The 18,151-nt window shown below is 40.8% G+C and carries 12 protein-coding genes; 11 read left to right on the top strand and 1 reads right to left on the bottom strand.

Annotated elements, in window-relative coordinates; genetic code table 11:
- The first annotated feature begins 49 nt into the window (after positions 1 to 49).
- From PK1910_RS03735 to uvrC, 11 genes are all read left to right on the top strand, one after another.
- Complete coding sequence (locus PK1910_RS03735; RefSeq protein WP_004693441.1) at positions 50 to 280, top strand: acyl carrier protein; 231 nt, start codon at positions 50 to 52, stop codon at positions 278 to 280.
- Positions 281 to 357: 77 nt separating this feature from the next.
- The gene (locus PK1910_RS03730) at positions 358 to 1,314 is read left to right on the top strand and encodes an NAD(P)H-dependent flavin oxidoreductase (RefSeq protein WP_004693443.1); all 957 of its coding nucleotides are present in this window, start codon (positions 358 to 360) and stop codon (positions 1,312 to 1,314) included.
- 35 nt (positions 1,315 to 1,349) lie between these two features.
- Entirely contained in the window at positions 1,350 to 2,594 is a 1,245-nt protein-coding gene (gene fabF, locus PK1910_RS03725; protein WP_058948443.1) for a beta-ketoacyl-ACP synthase II, read from the top strand.
- Positions 2,594 to 3,334: a ribonuclease III gene (rnc, locus tag PK1910_RS03720; RefSeq protein ID WP_004693448.1), complete on the top strand. Its 741-nt coding sequence runs from the start codon at positions 2,594 to 2,596 to the stop codon at positions 3,332 to 3,334. Before fabF ends, rnc begins: the two co-directional genes overlap by 1 nt.
- Positions 3,335 to 3,504: 170 nt before the next feature.
- Complete coding sequence (locus PK1910_RS03715) at positions 3,505 to 4,704, top strand: elongator complex protein 3 (RefSeq protein WP_024061460.1); 1,200 nt, start codon at positions 3,505 to 3,507, stop codon at positions 4,702 to 4,704.
- 45 nt (positions 4,705 to 4,749) lie between these two features.
- Positions 4,750 to 8,304 carry a chromosome segregation protein SMC gene (gene smc / locus PK1910_RS03710; protein WP_058948444.1) on the top strand — a complete coding sequence of 1,185 codons (3,555 nt, stop codon included), beginning with the start codon at positions 4,750 to 4,752 and terminating at the stop codon, positions 8,302 to 8,304.
- Positions 8,304 to 9,239 (top strand): signal recognition particle-docking protein FtsY, encoded by a 936-nt coding sequence (gene ftsY, locus PK1910_RS03705; protein WP_004693455.1) that lies wholly within the window; start codon positions 8,304 to 8,306, stop codon positions 9,237 to 9,239. Before smc ends, ftsY begins: the two co-directional genes overlap by 1 nt.
- A 76-nt stretch (positions 9,240 to 9,315) precedes the next feature.
- A complete protein-coding gene (locus PK1910_RS03700; RefSeq protein ID WP_227036835.1) occupies positions 9,316 to 9,612 on the top strand; it encodes a hypothetical protein in 297 nt (98 codons plus the stop codon).
- Positions 9,612 to 11,789: an excinuclease ABC subunit UvrB gene (gene uvrB, locus PK1910_RS03695; RefSeq protein WP_004697449.1), complete on the top strand. Its 2,178-nt coding sequence runs from the start codon at positions 9,612 to 9,614 to the stop codon at positions 11,787 to 11,789. Before PK1910_RS03700 ends, uvrB begins: the two co-directional genes overlap by 1 nt.
- 134 nt (positions 11,790 to 11,923) lie before the next feature.
- On the top strand, positions 11,924 to 14,776 hold the full coding sequence (gene uvrA / locus PK1910_RS03690) for an excinuclease ABC subunit UvrA (RefSeq protein ID WP_058948445.1): 2,853 nt from the start codon (positions 11,924 to 11,926) through the stop codon (positions 14,774 to 14,776).
- Positions 14,777 to 14,910: 134 nt separating this feature from the next.
- Complete coding sequence (gene uvrC, locus PK1910_RS03685) at positions 14,911 to 16,737, top strand: excinuclease ABC subunit UvrC (RefSeq protein ID WP_058948446.1); 1,827 nt, start codon at positions 14,911 to 14,913, stop codon at positions 16,735 to 16,737.
- A gap of 47 nt (positions 16,738 to 16,784) precedes the next feature.
- On the opposite strand, the gene PK1910_RS03680 is transcribed toward uvrC, so the two are convergent.
- Positions 16,785 to 18,128, bottom strand: a complete 1,344-nt coding sequence (locus PK1910_RS03680) for an MATE family efflux transporter (RefSeq protein ID WP_058948447.1) — start codon at positions 18,126 to 18,128, stop codon at positions 16,785 to 16,787.
- Positions 18,129 to 18,151: the final 23 nt, after the last annotated feature.

Genomic DNA, 18,151 nt, shown 5'->3' with positions numbered 1-18,151 from the left:
GTAAAATTAGACTATATATAAATACACTTTGAAAGGAGGTGAACCACTAATGAACACTTTCGATAAAGTTAAAGCAATCGTTGTGGAACAATTAGGCGTTGATGAAGCTGAAGTTACCATTGATTCTACATTCATCGACGACTTAGGCGCTGACTCCTTAGATATCGTTGAATTGATCATGGCATTTGAAGAAGAATTCAATGTTGAAATCCCTGACGACGTTGCAGAAAAAATTAAAACCGTTAAGGATACAGTAGAATATATTGATTCTGCTAAATAAGCTGTAAAGCTAACAATTCAACCGAACGGGAGGCCGAGTGGCCTCCCAACCGGTTTTATTTACAGGAGGATTTGATAGTGAAGCTCCCTGAACTTCGCATTGGGAATCTAGTGGCCAAAGTACCTATTATTCAAGGTGGTATGGCGATTAGATTGTCTACAGCTCGCTTGGCAGCAGCCGTTGCAAATGAAGGTGGTATCGGCCTTATTGCGGCATCGGGCTTGCCTTTCGATGAATTACGATACGAAATACAATTAGCTAGAAAATTATCACCTACGGGTATTATTGGTATAAATGCGATGGTAGCAGCAACTCAATTTGCTGGCTTAGTAAAGACTGCCATCGAAGAAGGCATTGATCTTGTAGTAGCAGGTGCTGGTTTTTCAAGAGATATGTTCGCAATGGGCAAAGAGTCTGGTACTCCTATTGTACCAATTGTTTCGTCCGCAAAATTAGCTCGCATTTCTGAAGGTTTAGGTGCTGCAGCTGTAATCGTAGAAGGCTGTGAAGCTGGTGGACACTTGGGGACGGATCGTTCCGCTCGAGAAATCGTTCCCGAAGTTGTAGCAGCGGTAAAAAACATTCCAGTAATTGCTGCTGGTGGTGTTCTAGATGGCCATGATATCGTTGAAATGTTAAAAATCGGCGCTAGTGGTGTTCAAATGGGTAGCCGTTTTGCTGCTTCTGATGAATGTAATGCATCTGATGAATTGAAAAAAATGTATGTACGAGCTACAAACCCTGAGGATATAGTATTGATTCAAAGTCCTGTTGGTTTGCCTGGTCAAGCAATAAAAAACAAATTTGCTGAATCTGTTTTAGATGGTACTGTAGCGCCTCCAACGGTGTGTGATAACTGTTTAAAACATTGTTCCCATAAATTCTGCATTATCCGTGCTCTTTCTCGCGCACAACAAGGTGATGTGGAAACGGGGTTGGTGTTCTCTGGCAATAATATGAGAAAAGTCGATAGGATTATGCCAGTTAAAGATATCTTTGCTCAATTAAAACAGCAAGTAGCAGAGATTGATTAATTTAAAGGGCTGTATAGCTATAAGAGGTGGAATAATTGGAAAAACGTGTAGTAATTACTGGCTTAGGGGCAGTGACTCCTGTAGGTATCGGTAAAGAGAACTTCTACAATGCGTTATTGGCAGGTCAATCTGGTATTGGGCCGATTACACGCTTTGACGCATCTGACTATGCAACACGCATTGCGGGTGAAGTAAAAGACTTTGATATTACAAACTATGGGGTAGACAAGAAAGAAGCTCGTCGTATGGACCGTTCTGTAGAATTTGCTATCGGTGCAGCTGTTCTTGCTTGTGAAGATGCTGATCTTGATTTAGATAAAGCAGATTTAGATCACTGTGGTACTGTAGTTGGTACAGGTATAGGCGGCATTGACTCTATCCATGAGGTGTATGAAACATTATTCGAAAAAGGTCCTGGCCGTGTAAGTCCATTTGCAGTACCTATGATGATTGCAAATATGACATCTGCACGCGTATCTATTCGCCTTGGTCTTAAAGGTCCAGTTATTACAGACGTAACTGCTTGTACTTCTGGTACAAATGCGATTGGCGATGCATTCCGTATCATCCAACGTGGAGATGCTGATGTGATGTTTGCTGGTGGTACTGAGGCTGCGGTATCTCCGGCTGCTGTAGCTGGTTTTGCGGCTATGAAAGCTATGTCTACACGCAATGATGAGCCAACAAAGGCGTCCCGTCCATTTGACCGTGACCGTGATGGTTTCGTAATGGGTGAAGGTGCTGGTATCGTAGTTCTTGAAGAATTAGAACACGCAAAAGCACGCGGTGCGCATATCTATGCTGAAGTTGTGGGCTATGGTAGCAATGGTGATGCTTACCATATCACTGCACCAGCTCCAGGTGGTGTTCAAGCTCGTAAATGTATGGAATTAGCAATTAAAGATGCAGGTATTGATCCTAAAGACGTTAACTACATCAATGCTCATGGTACATCTACTGGCCTTAATGACCAAAATGAAACATTGGCTATTAAAGAATTGTTCGGCGATCACGCTAAAAATATCGCTGTTAACTCTACTAAATCCATGACAGGTCACTTATTGGGGGCTGCTGGTGCTATTGAAACTATCGTAATGGCAATGGCGATTGAAACTGGTAAAGTTCACCCTACAATTAACTGTGACAATCCTGATGAAGGTTTGGATCTGGACTATGTTCGTGAAGGCGCACGTGAACTTCAAGTAAAATGTGCACTTTCTAACTCTTTCGGTTTTGGTGGTCATAACGGTACACTTTGCATTCGCCGTTATGAAGCTTAATGGTTACTATCGAAACGCATAAGAGTAAGATAACACAAGCTCGTGAAGAATCTCTTCATGAGCTTGTTGCTCGTTTAGACATACCTGTGTCAGATATATCCATTATAGATTGTGCTTTTACACATACTTCTTATGCGAATGAACATAAATCAAAGCATATTCATCACAATCAGCGATTAGAGTTTTTAGGCGATGCTGTTTTGGATCTTATTATTGGGGAATACCTATTTAAGACATATCCAGATATGGCTGAAGGTAATTTAACGAAAATTAAGGCCGCTACAGTGTGTGAGGATTCTTTAGCATCTGTGAGTCGTTCTTTGCAACTAGGACAATATTTATTGCTCGGTCATGGAGAACGCGCTTCCGGTGGTAACGATAGAAACTCTATATTAGCGGATACCTTTGAGTCTCTCATCGGTGCCATTTATATTTCTACAGATTATCAAACGGCTATGGCCTTTGTTTTAAAGCATTTAACTACCTATATCATGCAAGCCTTAGAAGGTAAGCGGGGCAAAGATTATAAGACATTATTACAAGAATATGTGCAACGTGATGGGGATAAACATATTGTCTATCATTTGCTCAGTGAAAGTGGTCCCGATCATGCTAAAACCTTCCATATGGAGGTTGAAATTAATGGTGTTACTTACGAGGCCGGCTCTGGTAAAAGTAAAAAAATTGCAGAACAACATGCGGCTCAATTGACTTTAGAAAAGTTGATGGCTGATAAATAGAAAAGCGCCGAATGGCGCTTTTTTTGTATAATAGTATGTGAGTAATATATAGTATGTGAGTAATAATCTATATAATGGTAGATGAATAATGATCTATATAATGATAGATGAACAATAATCTATATAATAATAGATGAATAATAATTTTTACATAAGAAGAGGAGGTGTCTATGAAACCATTTGGTATGATTCCCTTTTTTATACCTCACGTAGGTTGTCCCTATGTGTGTACATTTTGTAATCAATCTCGTATTACAGGCCAATCTGGTATTAGTCACCTAACTCCAGAATATATACAACAAACAATCAAAGACTATGTAGGAACAAAGCGGAATGAAAAGTTTTGGGAGGTTGCCTTTTATGGTGGATCATTTACGGCTATTATTAAAGATTTACAACATAAATTATTAATGCCTGCCTATGAAATGCTTCAACAGGGCCTCATTGATGGCATACGCTGTTCTACAAGGCCCGATGCTGTAGGAGATGAAGCGATTACATTATTACAGTCTTATGGAGTAAAAACTGTGGAACTTGGTGTGCAGTCTATGAATGATGGTATTTTAGTCGATGCTAAGAGGGGGCACACGGCACAAGAGGTAGTAGAGGCTGTTACACGATTAAAACATCGTGATATGACCGTTGGGGTTCAACTTTTACCGGGACTAAAAGGAGAGACTTGGCAAACCATAATAGAAACGGCCATTGCAGTAGCCGCATTACGACCTGATTTTGTACGTATCTATCCCGTACTAGTTATAGAAAATACAGAGCTAGCCGAACAGTATAGAGCTGGAGAATATAAACCACTAAGTACTGAGCTAGCTATACAGTATTGTTCATTTTTAAAAGATTGGTTTGAACAGCATGGCATTGAAGTCATTCGCACGGGTTTACAAAGTACAGAAGAATTAGATTCTAGGAATAGCTTAGTAGCGGGGCCATATGAGCCCGCTATGGGGGAGCTGGTTGTGAACGAACAGTATAAGCAGCGAATTGAACGTTGTATTGATGAGCATGCATCTCAGTATACGTACGCACTAAGTAACGATTGTTTTAATCTAACTGACTACGCTACTTATGAAAATCTAGGATTTAGTGGAGTTAGTGCTTATAATGCTGATAATAGTGGATATATAGATAACACTAATAATGATAGAACAAATTATATTAGGAATAATGGTATTGCAGTACAGCATAATATTGTTATTTCTTATCCGAGATGCTTAACATCTAAGGTGCGAGGCCTTAATAATCGAAACGTTAAATACTTTCAGATTCAGTATCCGCAGTATGCATTTGAATGGTGTGAAGAACGCACGAGAAATACCGTTCGTTGCTGTATTGATGGCCTGCAATATGTGTTATAATAAAAGATATGATTATTTAGGGTTGTTGGTAGAAAGGAGGCAGTCATGCAATTACTTCGGTTGGAATTAAAGGGCTTTAAATCGTTTGCGGATAAAACGATTGTAAAATTCTCACCAGGAATGACTGCCGTTATTGGTCCTAACGGAAGTGGTAAAAGTAATATTACGGATGCTATGAAATGGGTATTGGGAGAATCCAATGTCCGTAATTTGCGCGGTCAAAAAGCAGAGGATATTATTTTCTCTGGTACGGAAAAGCGCAAACCTATGAGCGCTGCTGAGGTTACACTTGTGTTTGACAATAGTGACCAACAATTAGATATAGATATGGCTGAGGTAGCCATTACACGCCGTATATACCGCACTGGTGAAAGTGAGTTCCTCATTAATAAGCGATCTTGTCGTTTAAAGGACATACATCTTTTACTAGCAGATACCGGTCTTGGTAGAGACTCCATGGCTATCATTGGGCAGAACCGAATTGATGCTATTTTAAATTCTAAACCTGAAGAACGGCGCCTTATCTTTGAAGATGTAGCAGGTATTTCTCGCTTTAAGATCAATAAAGAAGATGCATTGCGTCGTATTGCCAGTACAGATCGTAATATGGAGCGTGTACGAGACGTAATGGCTACCATTGAAGAGCAATTAGGACCTTTGTCTGAAAAAGCGGAAAAGACTAAAAAATATATGACCTTAAGCCGCGCAAAGCGCGATTATGATGGGGCATTAGGCTTCCACAATTATAAAACCTCTGATCGTCTTTTAACGCGTTTTGAAAATGATAATATTGCCTTTAAAGATGAAGAAATTGAGCTTCAAACTGAATTGTCTAAATTAGAGGCTCGTCGTCACGAATTGCAATCGTCTTCGTCAAAAGAGCAGGAACAGCTTAAGTTGTGGGAGGCTCAGTATACTGAAAAGCAACGTGATGAAGAACGCTTATCTGGTCACTTACGTCTCTTAGAAGAGCAACTAAAAACAGCGCGCCGTGAATTAGATGAAACGTCTATGCGCATTAGCGAGCTAGAGGCTACGCAAAAAGGCGAGGAGCAACAATTGCGCATCTTAAATCAATTGATTCAAGATGAAAGTGCTCAATTAGTAGAGAAAGAGTCTAATTTAGAAGAATTAGAAGCGACCTACAAAAAGGCTGTTGAAGATGTAAGGTCAGAACAAGCTAAGTTTCAATCCTTGCAATCCAATCGAGAGGCTTTTGAGCAACGTCAATTAGAAGTTGTGAGTGCTATTGAAACGGCTAAGGCTAGTATTCGAAGCTTAGAAGCTCGCAAGGTAGAAAGCAAAAATCAATGTGCTATTCTAGAATCTGAGATAGCACAGGTAGATAGTGAACTTCAAGTCGCTCGTTCTGAATTTGAAGCGCTAGGCCAAAAGTTTAATGCTATTTCTGCACAACGACAAGCCCTCGTTGATGGTGGTAAAGAAGCAGCTATACAAGCTCGTGAGGAACGTAAAGAATTACAAAAATTACGTACCCAAGAGCAACGTGTTAAAGGTCGTATCGAACTATTAGCCCAATGGGAAGAACAACATGAAGGTTATTTAGAAGGTACAAAGAATATCTTAAATGGTAAAGGTTCTTGGCGCGAACAAATCACAGGCGCTGTTGGTGATCTCTTTACGGTAGAGGACAAATATACTACGGCTATTGAAACGGCATTAGGCGGCAGTGTTAACCACGTTGTAACTACTACGGCTCGTGCAGCGGCTGAGGGTGTAAATTACTTGAAATCTATCCAAGGTGGTCGCGTAACCTTCTTGCCTATGGATTCTGTAAAAGGAAAACCTTATGATACACCGGCTCTAAATGAAAGCTGTGTATTAGGCACTGCTGTTGATTGTATCTCCTTTGATAATAAGTACGCTCATATTTTCCAGTATTTATTGGGCCGTACCTTAGTAGTATCCTCCATGGATGATGCTATTGGATTACAGAAAAAATACAATCAGCAATTGCGCATCGTAACTCTTACAGGGGAACAATTTCAACCTGGTGGTTCTCTAACCGGTGGTGCCACAAAACGTAAGCGTGCTTCTGTATTGAGCCGCAAGGAAGAGGCTGCTAGTCTTGAACAAGAACTGGTACAAATTGAAGAACAAATTCGCTCCTTAATAGCTAACTTAGAAAGCCTTGAAAAACGGGTTGAAGAGACTGAAAAGGATCAAGCGACTCTTGATGAAAGCTATCAACATACGAACTTACTCTATGTGGCTAGTGAAACAAAGGTACAAAATATACAAAATCAGCTGGATCGTAAGAAACGTGTTCTCCATGAAGAAGAGCAACGTTTAGTACAAATTGATATTGATTTGGCTACTACAACAGCTAACTTGAAAGATCAAGAAACAGCATTAGCTTCCTTGCAAGAGGATCATGGTATGGATGGTAATCAAGGGGCGTTGATGGGTCGATTAACCGTGTTGCAAAAGGTGCAACAAGAGGCGTATGAAGCTTTTACAGAAGCTCGCCTTACTTGTGATACCTTGCGACATACCATTCAGGAACGGGAATCACAACGTGAACAGCGTAATCAGTCTATTTCTAGTATTATTGAGCGCTTAACACCACTTCGTAATTTGTTAGTTAGTACTACACAACGCTATGAAGAGGATATCCCTCTGGCTCAGGAAGTTGCAGAACAAGAGTTGACCTCTGCTACGGCTGAGGTTGAACGATTACGTGCCCTTCGCGATGAAGCTTATGATAAAACATCTACGGGGCGCGAGGAAATGGAATCTATCCTCAGTGAGCAAGACCGATTGAATCAACGCTACAAAGTGGTGCAAGGTCGCCTTGTTGATATGGAAGGTAAAATTACACGTCATCGCATGGACTGTGAGCGCTTTGTAGAAGAATTACAAGAGCTAGGCTTTACTTTGGAAGATGCTCAAGTCCTTCGCATTGAAGGCTCCGTTAGCGATTGGAAGGATGAGCAAGCTCGTTTGATAGCCGAAATTGCCGAATTGGGTCCAGTCAATCCAAATGCCGTTGAGGAATACGAAGAGACTAAAGAACGCTATGATTTCTTAACCACACAATTAGCTGATTTAGATACGGCAAAGGCGCAATTACAGGCGGTTATTGCCGAAATGGATAAGGCGATGAGTACACAGCTATATGATGTATTGGATGTGGTAGGCCGTAGATTCCAAGAAGTATTCAGCCAATTGTTTGGCGGTGGTACTGCGCAAATTGTACTTACTGATCCAGATAATATCTTGACGGGTGGTATCGACTTCTACATTCAACCACCAGGGAAAAAGCGTCAACAATTGACACTTTTATCGGGTGGTGAGCGTGCTCTTACGGTTATCGCTTTATTGTTCTCATTCCTTGACTATCGTCCAGCTCCGTTCTGTGTGCTTGACGAAGTTGACGCGGCGCTTGACGAAGCTAATGTTGAACGATTTAGCTCTTACTTAAATCGAATAAATAAAGAAACACAATTTATCGTTGTATCTCACCGTAAAAAGACGATGGAAGCTGCCGAAGTACTTCAAGGGGTAACCATGGTGGAACGCGGTGTATCGCGATTATTAACAGTAGCATTTGAAGATGTGAAGGAGGATCTAGCATAATGGCATTTGGATTCTTTGATAGAATTAAAGACGGTTTAGAGAAAACTCGTAAGTCTTTTGTAAAAAATGTAGAAAGCATCGTTATTGGTTATGCGCAAATCGATGATGATTTTTTAGATGATTTAGAAGCAGTTATGCTTACTAGTGATCTAGGCCCTAAGACGACAGAATACTTGATGAAAGAAATTCGTCGTGGTGTAACAGAAGGTATCATCAATCATACAGGCGATGTAATGCCGTTTATGGAAGACCGCATCACGGAAATGCTCATCGATCAAGAAGATGAAATTACTTTGCACCATCCTGAGGTTATCCTCGTAGTTGGTGTAAATGGTGTTGGTAAAACAACGACAATCGCTAAATTGGCTAACTATTATACTAAAGAAGGTAAAAAGGTTATCATTGCTGCAGGTGATACATTCCGTGCCGCTGCAGCTGACCAATTATCCATTTGGGCTGATCGCGTTGGTGTGCCGATTGTTAAACATAAAGAAGGCGCAGACCCTGCTGCCGTTGTATATGATGCAATGGAAGCTGCGAAAGCTCGTAATGCAGACCTTGTTATCGTAGATACGGCTGGTCGTCTACATACTAAGGTTAACCTTATGGAAGAGCTTAAAAAGATGGGGCGCGTAGCGAATAACCACGTAGAAGGTGCGCCGCATCAAACATTGCTCGTTTTAGATGGTACTACGGGTCAAAATGCAGTAAGCCAAGCTAAATTATTTGGTCAAGCTGTACCAGTAAATGGTATTGTAGTAACTAAACTAGATGGTACAGCAAAAGGCGGCGTAGTTATCTCTATTAAAGAGGAACTGGGCGTACCCGTACGCTGGATTGGCGTTGGCGAAGGTATGGATGACTTGCGTCCATTTAATGCAAAAGAATTTGCTAATGCACTATTTAATAAAGGAATGATTCAAGGTGACAAATAAATATAACCGGGAATTCTTACTTGAATATGTAGAATCTGAAAATAAAAAAAATGAATGTAATGTTAGCCTAGAAAATATGAATAAGATAGTTAGCTTAATCGAGTACTTCGGTATTGAACTATATCGCCCCATTACGAGATTGCTACTTTCAAACTGGGAAGAAATTACAGAACGTATTAATAACTATACTGAATCAGATTGGATGATGGCTGATGAAATCCAGAAGACCACACCTACACTAGATCGCTTTTCTATTGCTATGCTCATCGAAGTCTTAGAAGGTGAGGATACGTTGAATCAAGCGGAAAATGTAGGTCGTCGTTTGACGGATGAAGAAATGAAAGCCATCCGTAAACATCAGGATGAACAGTAATGAAGCATAGTACATATAATTACGAGGGGGGCCAACCATTTAAAGTGGAGGCGCCCTTTACGCCTACAGGTGACCAACCTACCGCGATTCAATCTTTAACAGAAGGTATTGAACGTGGTGAATGGGCGCAAGTTTTGCTCGGTGCCACTGGTACTGGTAAGACTTTTACAATGGCTAAGGTTATTGAAGCAGTTCAAAAGCCGACCTTGATCATTGCTCATAATAAAACCTTGGCGGCTCAATTATGTAGTGAATTTAAAAGTTTCTTTCCAAATAATGCGGTAGAATACTTTGTATCTTACTACGATTTTTATCAACCGGAGGCCTATATTCCTTCTAGTGATACATATATCGAGAAGGATGCGTCTATTAATGATGAAATCGATAAACTGCGACATAGTGCTACGATGAGCCTTTTTGAGCGCCGCGATGTCATTATCGTTGCCTCTGTTAGCTGTATTTATGGCTTAGGTGACCCTGAGGACTATTCTGATCTTGTATTGTCCTTGCGCTTAGGTCAAACTAAATCGCGCGATGAAATCTTATCTAAACTCGTAGATATTCAATATACGAGAAATGATATGAACTTTATCCGCGGTACCTTCCGTGTACAAGGGGATACAATTGATATTTTCCCTGCCGCTTATAGTGAAAGAGCCATTCGTGTGGAGCTCTTTGGTGATGAAATCGACCGCCTCGTAGAGGTAGATTCCTTGACGGGTGAAGTTATTGCGGAAAGAAAACACGTTGCTGTCTATCCAGCATCTCACTATGTAACGACGAAAGAGAAGATGAATATTGCTGTAGAGCGTATTGAAGCCGAATTAGATGAGCAGTTGGCGAAGTTAAAAGCTGCTGACCGTCTATTGGAGGCTCAGCGCTTAGAACAGCGTACCCGTTACGATATAGAAATGATGCAAGAAATGGGCTATTGCTCGGGCATCGAAAACTATTCCCGTCATATGTCTGAACGTAAGGCTGGGGAAGCACCGTTTACATTGATTGATTATTTCCCAGATGATTTCCTCATCATGGTGGACGAATCGCATGTGACGATGCCTCAAATTCGTGCTATGTATAATGGTGACCGTGCCCGTAAAGAATCTCTTATCGAATACGGTTTCCGTCTTCCTTCTGCATTAGATAATAGACCTCTTCAATTCGATGAATTTGTAGAGCGTATCAATCAAATTGTATACGTATCGGCTACACCTGGCCCATACGAAATGGAAGTAGAAACGAATATTGCAGAGCAAATCATTCGTCCTACGGGCCTATTAGATCCATCTATAGAAATTCGTCCTATTAAGGGGCAAATGGATGACTTGCTTGGAGAAATTCACAAACGAGCTGCCAAGAATGAACGGGTTCTTGTTACGACATTGACGAAGAAGATGGCTGAGGACTTAACGGAATTTTTGAAGGAAATGGGCGTACGAGTTCGTTACCTTCATTCCGATATTGTTACTATTGAGCGGGCTGAAATCATTCGTGATTTGCGGGCTGGCGTATTCGATGTATTAGTTGGTATTAACTTGCTTCGTGAAGGTCTCGATATGCCAGAGGTTTCCTTGGTTGCTATCTTAGATGCGGATAAGGAAGGTTTCTTGCGTTCCGATACGGCCATGATTCAAACTATAGGTCGTGCGGCTCGTAATGTGAATGGTCATGTTATCATGTACGCAGATCGTGTAACAGGTTCCATGCAACGAGCTATCGATGAAACCGATCGTCGTCGTGCCGTGCAAGAGGCTTATAATATTGAACATAATATCACGCCTAAATCTGTATCTAAAGATGTAAAAGAGCTTATCGAATTAACGAAAATCGAAGAAGATATGGTTACCGAGGGAAAGGGACTTTCACCGAAAAAAGGAAAACAAAAAAAATCCTCAGAGGGCATGGACCATGGACACGAATCATATGTTCAAGATACATCAGCACCTAAGGTGGCAGATATAACACCGGAAGAATTGTACAATAAGATTGAAGAGCTAGATCGTCAAATGAAGGCCGCCGCCAAGCAGCTTGAATTTGAATCCGCTGCTAAATTACGTGATCAATTGGGCGTATTACGTCAACAATGGTCCGATATGCATAGTGCAGGAGATAGCAAGTTGAAGAAGCCTGCTTCTACCAAATCTAGAAAGCGGACGAGTCCAAAAAGTAAATCTTAGGAGCAATTTTAAAAGATTGTAAGAAAACACATAGATTATATAGACTATATGTGCGATAATATACATATATTATTTCATGTTAGTAATCGGAGAGATGATGCCGTTTGGTATCATCTCTTTAAATAGGAAAGATAATGAAAGATCAATTGATTGTAAAAGGTGCGCGTCAGCATAACCTAAAAAATATTGATATATCCTTGCCACGTGATCAGTTTATCGTCTTAACTGGCCTCAGTGGTTCTGGTAAATCATCCCTAGCATTTGATACGATTTACGCAGAAGGGCAACGACGTTATGTTGAGTCCCTGTCTGCGTATGCACGTCAATTTTTGGGACAAATGGATAAACCCGATGTCGATTATATTGAAGGTTTGTCTCCAGCCATTTCTATCGACCAAAAGACGACGAGTCGCAACCCTCGTTCTACGGTTGGTACCGTAACGGAGATTTACGACTATTTACGTCTCTTATTTGCACGCGTAGGTCATGCACACTGTCCAGAGTGTGGTAAGCCTATTACCCAGCAAACAATACAACAAATGACCGACGATGTAATGAGCTTTGCCGAAGGTACAAAGGTTTTAGTGCTGGCCCCTATGATTCAAGGTAAAAAAGGGGAACATAAATCGGTGTTTGAACAACTTCGCAAAGAAGGCTTTGTTCGTGCTCGAGTAGACGGTGTAGTGCGTACCTTGGACGAAGAAATTGTATTAGAGAAAAATAAGAAGCATTCCATCGATATCGTTGTGGACCGTCTCGTTGTAAAAGAAGGCATTGAATCTCGGTTGGCTGACTCTATGGAGACCGCTTCAAAATGGGCAGAAGGCATCGTTGTGATTCAAGAGGTAGACGGACCTGAACACATGTATAGCCAACATTTTGCGTGCCCAGATTGTCATATTTCATTACCTAAAATTGAACCGCGTATGTTCTCTTTTAATAGTCCGTTTGGTGCGTGCCCATCTTGTTTAGGGATTGGTTCTACTATGGAGGTTGATGAGGAGCGCGTTATTCCAGATGGATCTATTAGCTTTGCCGATGGTTGCGTGCAAGCCTTGAGCTCCAATCCTAATGCTTGGTTTATGCGTCAAGTAGAAGGTCTATTAAAAGCTAATGGATATTCCTTAGACTCCACCTATGATGAATTGCCGAAAGCATTACAGAAAAAGGTGATGTACGGTACGACGGATAAGGTAAATTTCACCTATGAAAATATGAGAGGTGAGATAAAGGAATTCTTTACTGAGTACGAAGGTATTTTACCGATGGTTAAGCGCCGTCATAGTGAAGCCTCTACAGACTCTATGCGTGAAGAATTTGAAAAGTTTATGTCTATTAAGCCGTGTACTACATGTCATGGGGCTCGTCTTAAACCTGAAGTATTAGCTATTACTGTAGGGGATAAGAATATCAACGAAGTAACGCAGTTAACTATTAAAGAAGCACTCGATTTCTTTGGTAATCTACAGTTAACTGAACGTGAACAAGTGATTGGTGCTCAAATTTTAAAGGAAATCAATGCTCGTCTAGGTTTCCTTAATAATGTAGGTCTCGATTACCTAACAATGAACCGTAGTGCAGGCACATTATCTGGTGGTGAAGCACAGCGTATTCGTCTAGCTACGCAAATCGGCTCTGGTTTGGTAGGTGTATTGTACATCCTAGACGAACCGTCCATAGGTCTACATCAACGAGATAATGATCGACTCATCGATACCTTAAAAGGATTGCGGGACTTAGGTAATACCTTGCTCGTTGTAGAACACGACGAAGATACGATGCGTGCGGCTGACTATCTCGTGGACATTGGTCCAGGTGCAGGTGAGCATGGCGGTCAAATTATTGCCGCTGGTTCTGTTGACGAAGTTATGAAGGTAAAAGACTCTATTACGGGTCAGTATTTGAGTGGTCGTAAATTTATCGCTCTTCCGGAAGAACGCCGTAAACCAGGTAAGAACTGCATTGAAATTCGCGGTGCTAAGGAAAACAATTTACAAAATGTAAATGTAAAATTCCCTATTGGCTTGTTTAATGTTGTTACTGGTGTCAGCGGTTCTGGTAAGTCTACCTTGATTAATGAAATTCTCTACAAAGGTTTAGCTAATCAATTATATCGCTCTAACCACAAAGTAGGGGCTCATAAAGAAATCCGTGGTCTTGAACATATCGATAAAATCATCAATATTGATCAAAGCCCTATCGGACGTACACCTCGTTCCAATCCAGCTACATATACAGGTGTATTTGATGCCATACGCGAACTATATAGTCAAACACCGGAAGCAAAGATGCGCGGTTACAAACAAGGGCGCTTTAGCTTTAACGTAAAAGGTGGCCGTTGTGAAGCTTGTCGTGGTGACGGTATCATTAAAATTGAAATGCACTTCTTACCAGATGTGTATGTACCTTGTGAGGTTTGTAAGGGAGCCCGTTATAACCGAGAAACCTTAGAGGTTAAATACAAAGGTAAATCTATTGCAGATGTACTAGATATGACGGTAGATGATGCGGTTGAGTTCTTCAGCGCTATTCCGAAGATCAATCGTAAAATGGTTACCTTGCAAGAGGTAGGTCTTGGCTATATTCGTTTAGGTCAGGCGGCTACAACATTATCTGGTGGTGAAGCACAACGCGTTAAATTAGCTACTGAATTAGCTCGTCGCAGCACAGGTAAAACGCTATACATCCTAGATGAACCTACTACAGGTCTTCACGCCGAGGATATTCGCAAGTTATTACACGTATTGCAACAACTCGTAGAGGGTGGCGATACAGTTGTGGTTATCGAACATAACTTAGATGTTATTAAAATGGCGGACTACATCATCGATCTTGGTCCTGAAGGTGGTAATCGTGGTGGCACTATTGTGGCTACTGGCACGCCTGAGGAAATTGCTAAGGTGAAAGAAAGCTATACCGGTAAATTCTTAGGTCCTGTATTAGAACAGACTAAGAAATTTATGAAAGCAGCGAAGCATAAGAAATAAAATAGTACATATATTTAAGTTTCTATAAAAGAAAAATCATAAAGAGAATAGACTACATCCTTTAACTCATAAAGAGCATTATTTAAAGAAGTGTGTAAGCTATTCTCTTGTAATCTACAAGGAAAGGAGGAAACATGCCGTCTGAAGAATTATTGGAAAAGGTCAGTCATCTGCCAACGACGCCAGGTGTCTATTTATGGCGCAATCAATATAACCGCATCATCTATGTAGGTAAGGCTATTAATCTGCGCAACCGTGTGCGTTCCTATGTGCGTAACGATGCAAACCGTGCGCCAAAGGTTACGGCCATGATGAAACGAGCCGTCGATGTGGAAGTCATTCAAACAAAGACGGAGATGGAAGCGCTCATCTTGGAGAATACTCTTATCAAGGAGCATGAACCTAAATATAATATTAGGCTCCGCGATGATAAGACGTACCCCTATGTCAAAATCTCAGTGCAAGAAGACTATCCTCGTGTATATATGACGCGCCGTCTTGAACGAGATGGGGCTAAGTATTTTGGCCCTTTTACAGACGTTACATCCGTCCATGTGGTACTGAAATTAATACGCCAGTACTATCCATTGCGTACCTGTAAGTCTATGAAGGTAGAACGCCCGTGCTTGCAGTATCATATGCATTACTGCGAGGCACCGTGTTTTAACAAAATATCTGTACCGGATTATCGGAAGTATATTGACGAAATTATAGAACTTTTTGAAGGTAAACCTATACCATTGCTAAAGGAAATTAAATCAAAGATGGAAGCTGCTGCAGAAGATTTGCGCTTTGAAGATGCTGCACGTTATCGTGATCAATTGTCTAGCATTGAAAAGATACAAGAAAAGCAACGCATGGTTACTCAACGTGGCGACTTAGACGTCTTAGGATTGGCTGTAGATACATCGATGGCCTGTGTACAGTTGCTATTCATCCGCGGTGGTCGTCTGTTAGGCCGTGAGAATTACTTTGTGCAACATGATGGAGATAGTTCAGAAACCATTATGACAGACTTTATCAAGCAATACTATGGAGATACAAACTTTATCCCTAAAGAGTTACTACTACCTATGGAGAGTACAGATAGAGACTTATTAAGTGAATGGTTTACACAGCTAAAAGGTCAACACGTAGATGTATCTGTGCCACAGCGTGGCTATAAGATGGACATGATTAAGATGGCTCATGAAAATGCGGAAACTTTCCTTGAAGAACGTCGTCGTCAGTGGCAGCACCAAATCGATAAGACTGGCGGAGCGGTTAAGAAGCTAGCCGAGATTCTTGACTTACCACGTTTACCTGAACGTATGGAGTGTTTTGATATATCTCATACTCAAGGGGCTGAAACGGTGGCTTCCATGGTTGTTTTTGAAGGTGGCAAGCCTGCGAAGAAGGAATATCGTCGCTTTAAATTGAAAACCACACAGGGTAAGCCAGATGATTTTAAATCGATGGCAGAAATTATGGAACGACGCTACGGTAATGAAACAGACTGGCCTATGCCAGATCTTATTATCATCGATGGTGGTAAAGGTCAGCTCAATGCGGCCTTGCCATTAATCCGTGCCGTTGGTGTTACAGATGTGCCTGTTATTTCCTTGGCTAAACGTATTGAAGAGGTCTTTGTAGAGGGGCAATCTGAAAGTATCATCTTGAGTCATCACACGCCGGAACTTCAATTACTCCAACAAATTCGTGATGAAGCCCATCGTTTTGCCATTACTTATCACCGTAAGTTGCGGGGCAAGCGAAATCTTGAATCTATTCTAGATCATATTGAAGGCATCGGTCCTAAACGCCGTAAGGCCTTATGGGCTCACTTTAATAGTTTAGAGGCCATGAAAGAGGCATCTATTGATGAACTAGCAAATGTAGAATCTATGAATTATAAGACGGCAGAAACACTATATAATTTCTTCCGTATGTCCAAAGTAGAAAAACAAGATATACTGAAATAAAAAAGAGCATCTTACATAAGATGCTCTTTTACTGTATTAACTGTTATTTAGTTTTGTTTACGTTGAATGTACCATGTACGCCATGTGAATAATATACCTGCTACTAGTACGCTAGAGAGTAAGCCAATCCATACGCCAAATGGTCCATAATTAGGATTTTTAGCAAGGGTATAAGCTGTTGGAAAACATACACCCCAATAGGAAATGAGTGAGATGTAAAGAACTACTTTAACATCCTTGTAGGCTCTTAGAATACCTTGTAATGGTGTACCTATGGCATCGATGGCTGCAAAGAATACGCCATATCCGAGGAAGTGATAAATAAGCTCATATACTTCATCATCATTTGTAAATAAATCAGCTATATTATCCATATGGGTGAATGTAAAGGCGCATATGAGAATGGCTATAATGATAGCTAATGCACGAGAAATATAAGAGTATTGAATGGCTTCCTTTTTTCGCCCTGCACCGAGTTCATAAGCAACGGCAATGGTAGAAGACATGGCAATGCTTAATGGCAAGCAGTAGAAAACATTAGTAAAGGAAATAACCGATTGGTGAGCTGCTACTACAGCAGATCCAAAATGAACCATTAAAAGCCCAGCAATGCTAAAGATACTAGCTTCAAAGAAGATGGAAAAACCAATGGGTATACCAACTTGTAATTGTTCACGGATATAGTGGAAATTAGGGCTATGGAAATCTTTATAGATGTGATAGCCTTTTAACTTAGGATGCAATAGAATGACTAAGCTAAATAGAATAAAGTTGGTCCAACAGGCACCGGCAATACCATAGCCAGCACCAACACCACCAATTTCAGGAAGACCATAATGACCAAAGATGAGTGCATAATTTAAGAATACGTTAATCACAAAGCTTGTAAAGACAATGGCCATGGAATAATGTGTTAATCCGTGAGAATCTACCGTGTTACGCAAGGTATTTACCCAGAGTAATGGGAATAAACCAAGTGCAAAGGCTTTCAGATAACTAATACATACCTCGGTGGCAGCGGGTTCAAGATTTAAATATGTCAATAAAGGGCGTAAGCCGAATATACCAATTAATAAAATTAAAAATGCTAGTCCTGTACCGATGAAAAGGCCTTGATGAAAGATTATTGGAATATCATCTGTTTTCTTAGCTCCTAATAGTTGAGAAATGATTGGCGTGATACCCATTAATGTACCTTGTGCAAAGATATAGAAGAGGAGCCACAAATTATATCCCGTAGCGACACCAGCTAAATCAGTCGTACTATATTGCCCCGTTAAAAAGATGGCGATGAAGGTAGCCCCAATCAGGGAAAATTGAGTGATGCACATTGGAGTAAATAGTTTTATGAACAACCATAATTTTTGCAGTATAGAATATGTTTGATACATACTAACCTCCCTTAGTAATGATA

This window comes from Veillonella parvula (assembly GCF_036456085.1).
Lineage (GTDB): Bacteria > Bacillota > Negativicutes > Veillonellales > Veillonellaceae > Veillonella > Veillonella parvula_E.
This window is presented reverse-complemented; position numbering and strand designations above follow the sequence as displayed.

What these genes read in the sequence shown, in the direction of transcription:
- PK1910_RS03735 (WP_004693441.1), top strand. Translation starts at nt 50, where the DNA reads ATGAACACTTTCGATAAAGTTAAAGCAATCGTTGTGGAACAATTAGGC.
- rnc (WP_004693448.1), top strand. Translation starts at nt 2,594, where the DNA reads ATGGTTACTATCGAAACGCATAAGAGTAAGATAACACAAGCTCGTGAA.
- PK1910_RS03715 (WP_024061460.1), top strand. Translation starts at nt 3,505, where the DNA reads ATGAAACCATTTGGTATGATTCCCTTTTTTATACCTCACGTAGGTTGT.
- smc (WP_058948444.1), top strand. Translation starts at nt 4,750, where the DNA reads ATGCAATTACTTCGGTTGGAATTAAAGGGCTTTAAATCGTTTGCGGAT.
- ftsY (WP_004693455.1), top strand. Translation starts at nt 8,304, where the DNA reads ATGGCATTTGGATTCTTTGATAGAATTAAAGACGGTTTAGAGAAAACT.
- PK1910_RS03700 (WP_227036835.1), top strand. Translation starts at nt 9,316, where the DNA reads ATGAATAAGATAGTTAGCTTAATCGAGTACTTCGGTATTGAACTATAT.
- uvrB (WP_004697449.1), top strand. Translation starts at nt 9,612, where the DNA reads ATGAAGCATAGTACATATAATTACGAGGGGGGCCAACCATTTAAAGTG.
- uvrA (WP_058948445.1), top strand. Translation starts at nt 11,924, where the DNA reads ATGAAAGATCAATTGATTGTAAAAGGTGCGCGTCAGCATAACCTAAAA.
- uvrC (WP_058948446.1), top strand. Translation starts at nt 14,911, where the DNA reads ATGCCGTCTGAAGAATTATTGGAAAAGGTCAGTCATCTGCCAACGACG.
- PK1910_RS03680 (WP_058948447.1), bottom strand. Translation starts at nt 18,128, where the DNA reads ATGTATCAAACATATTCTATACTGCAAAAATTATGGTTGTTCATAAAA.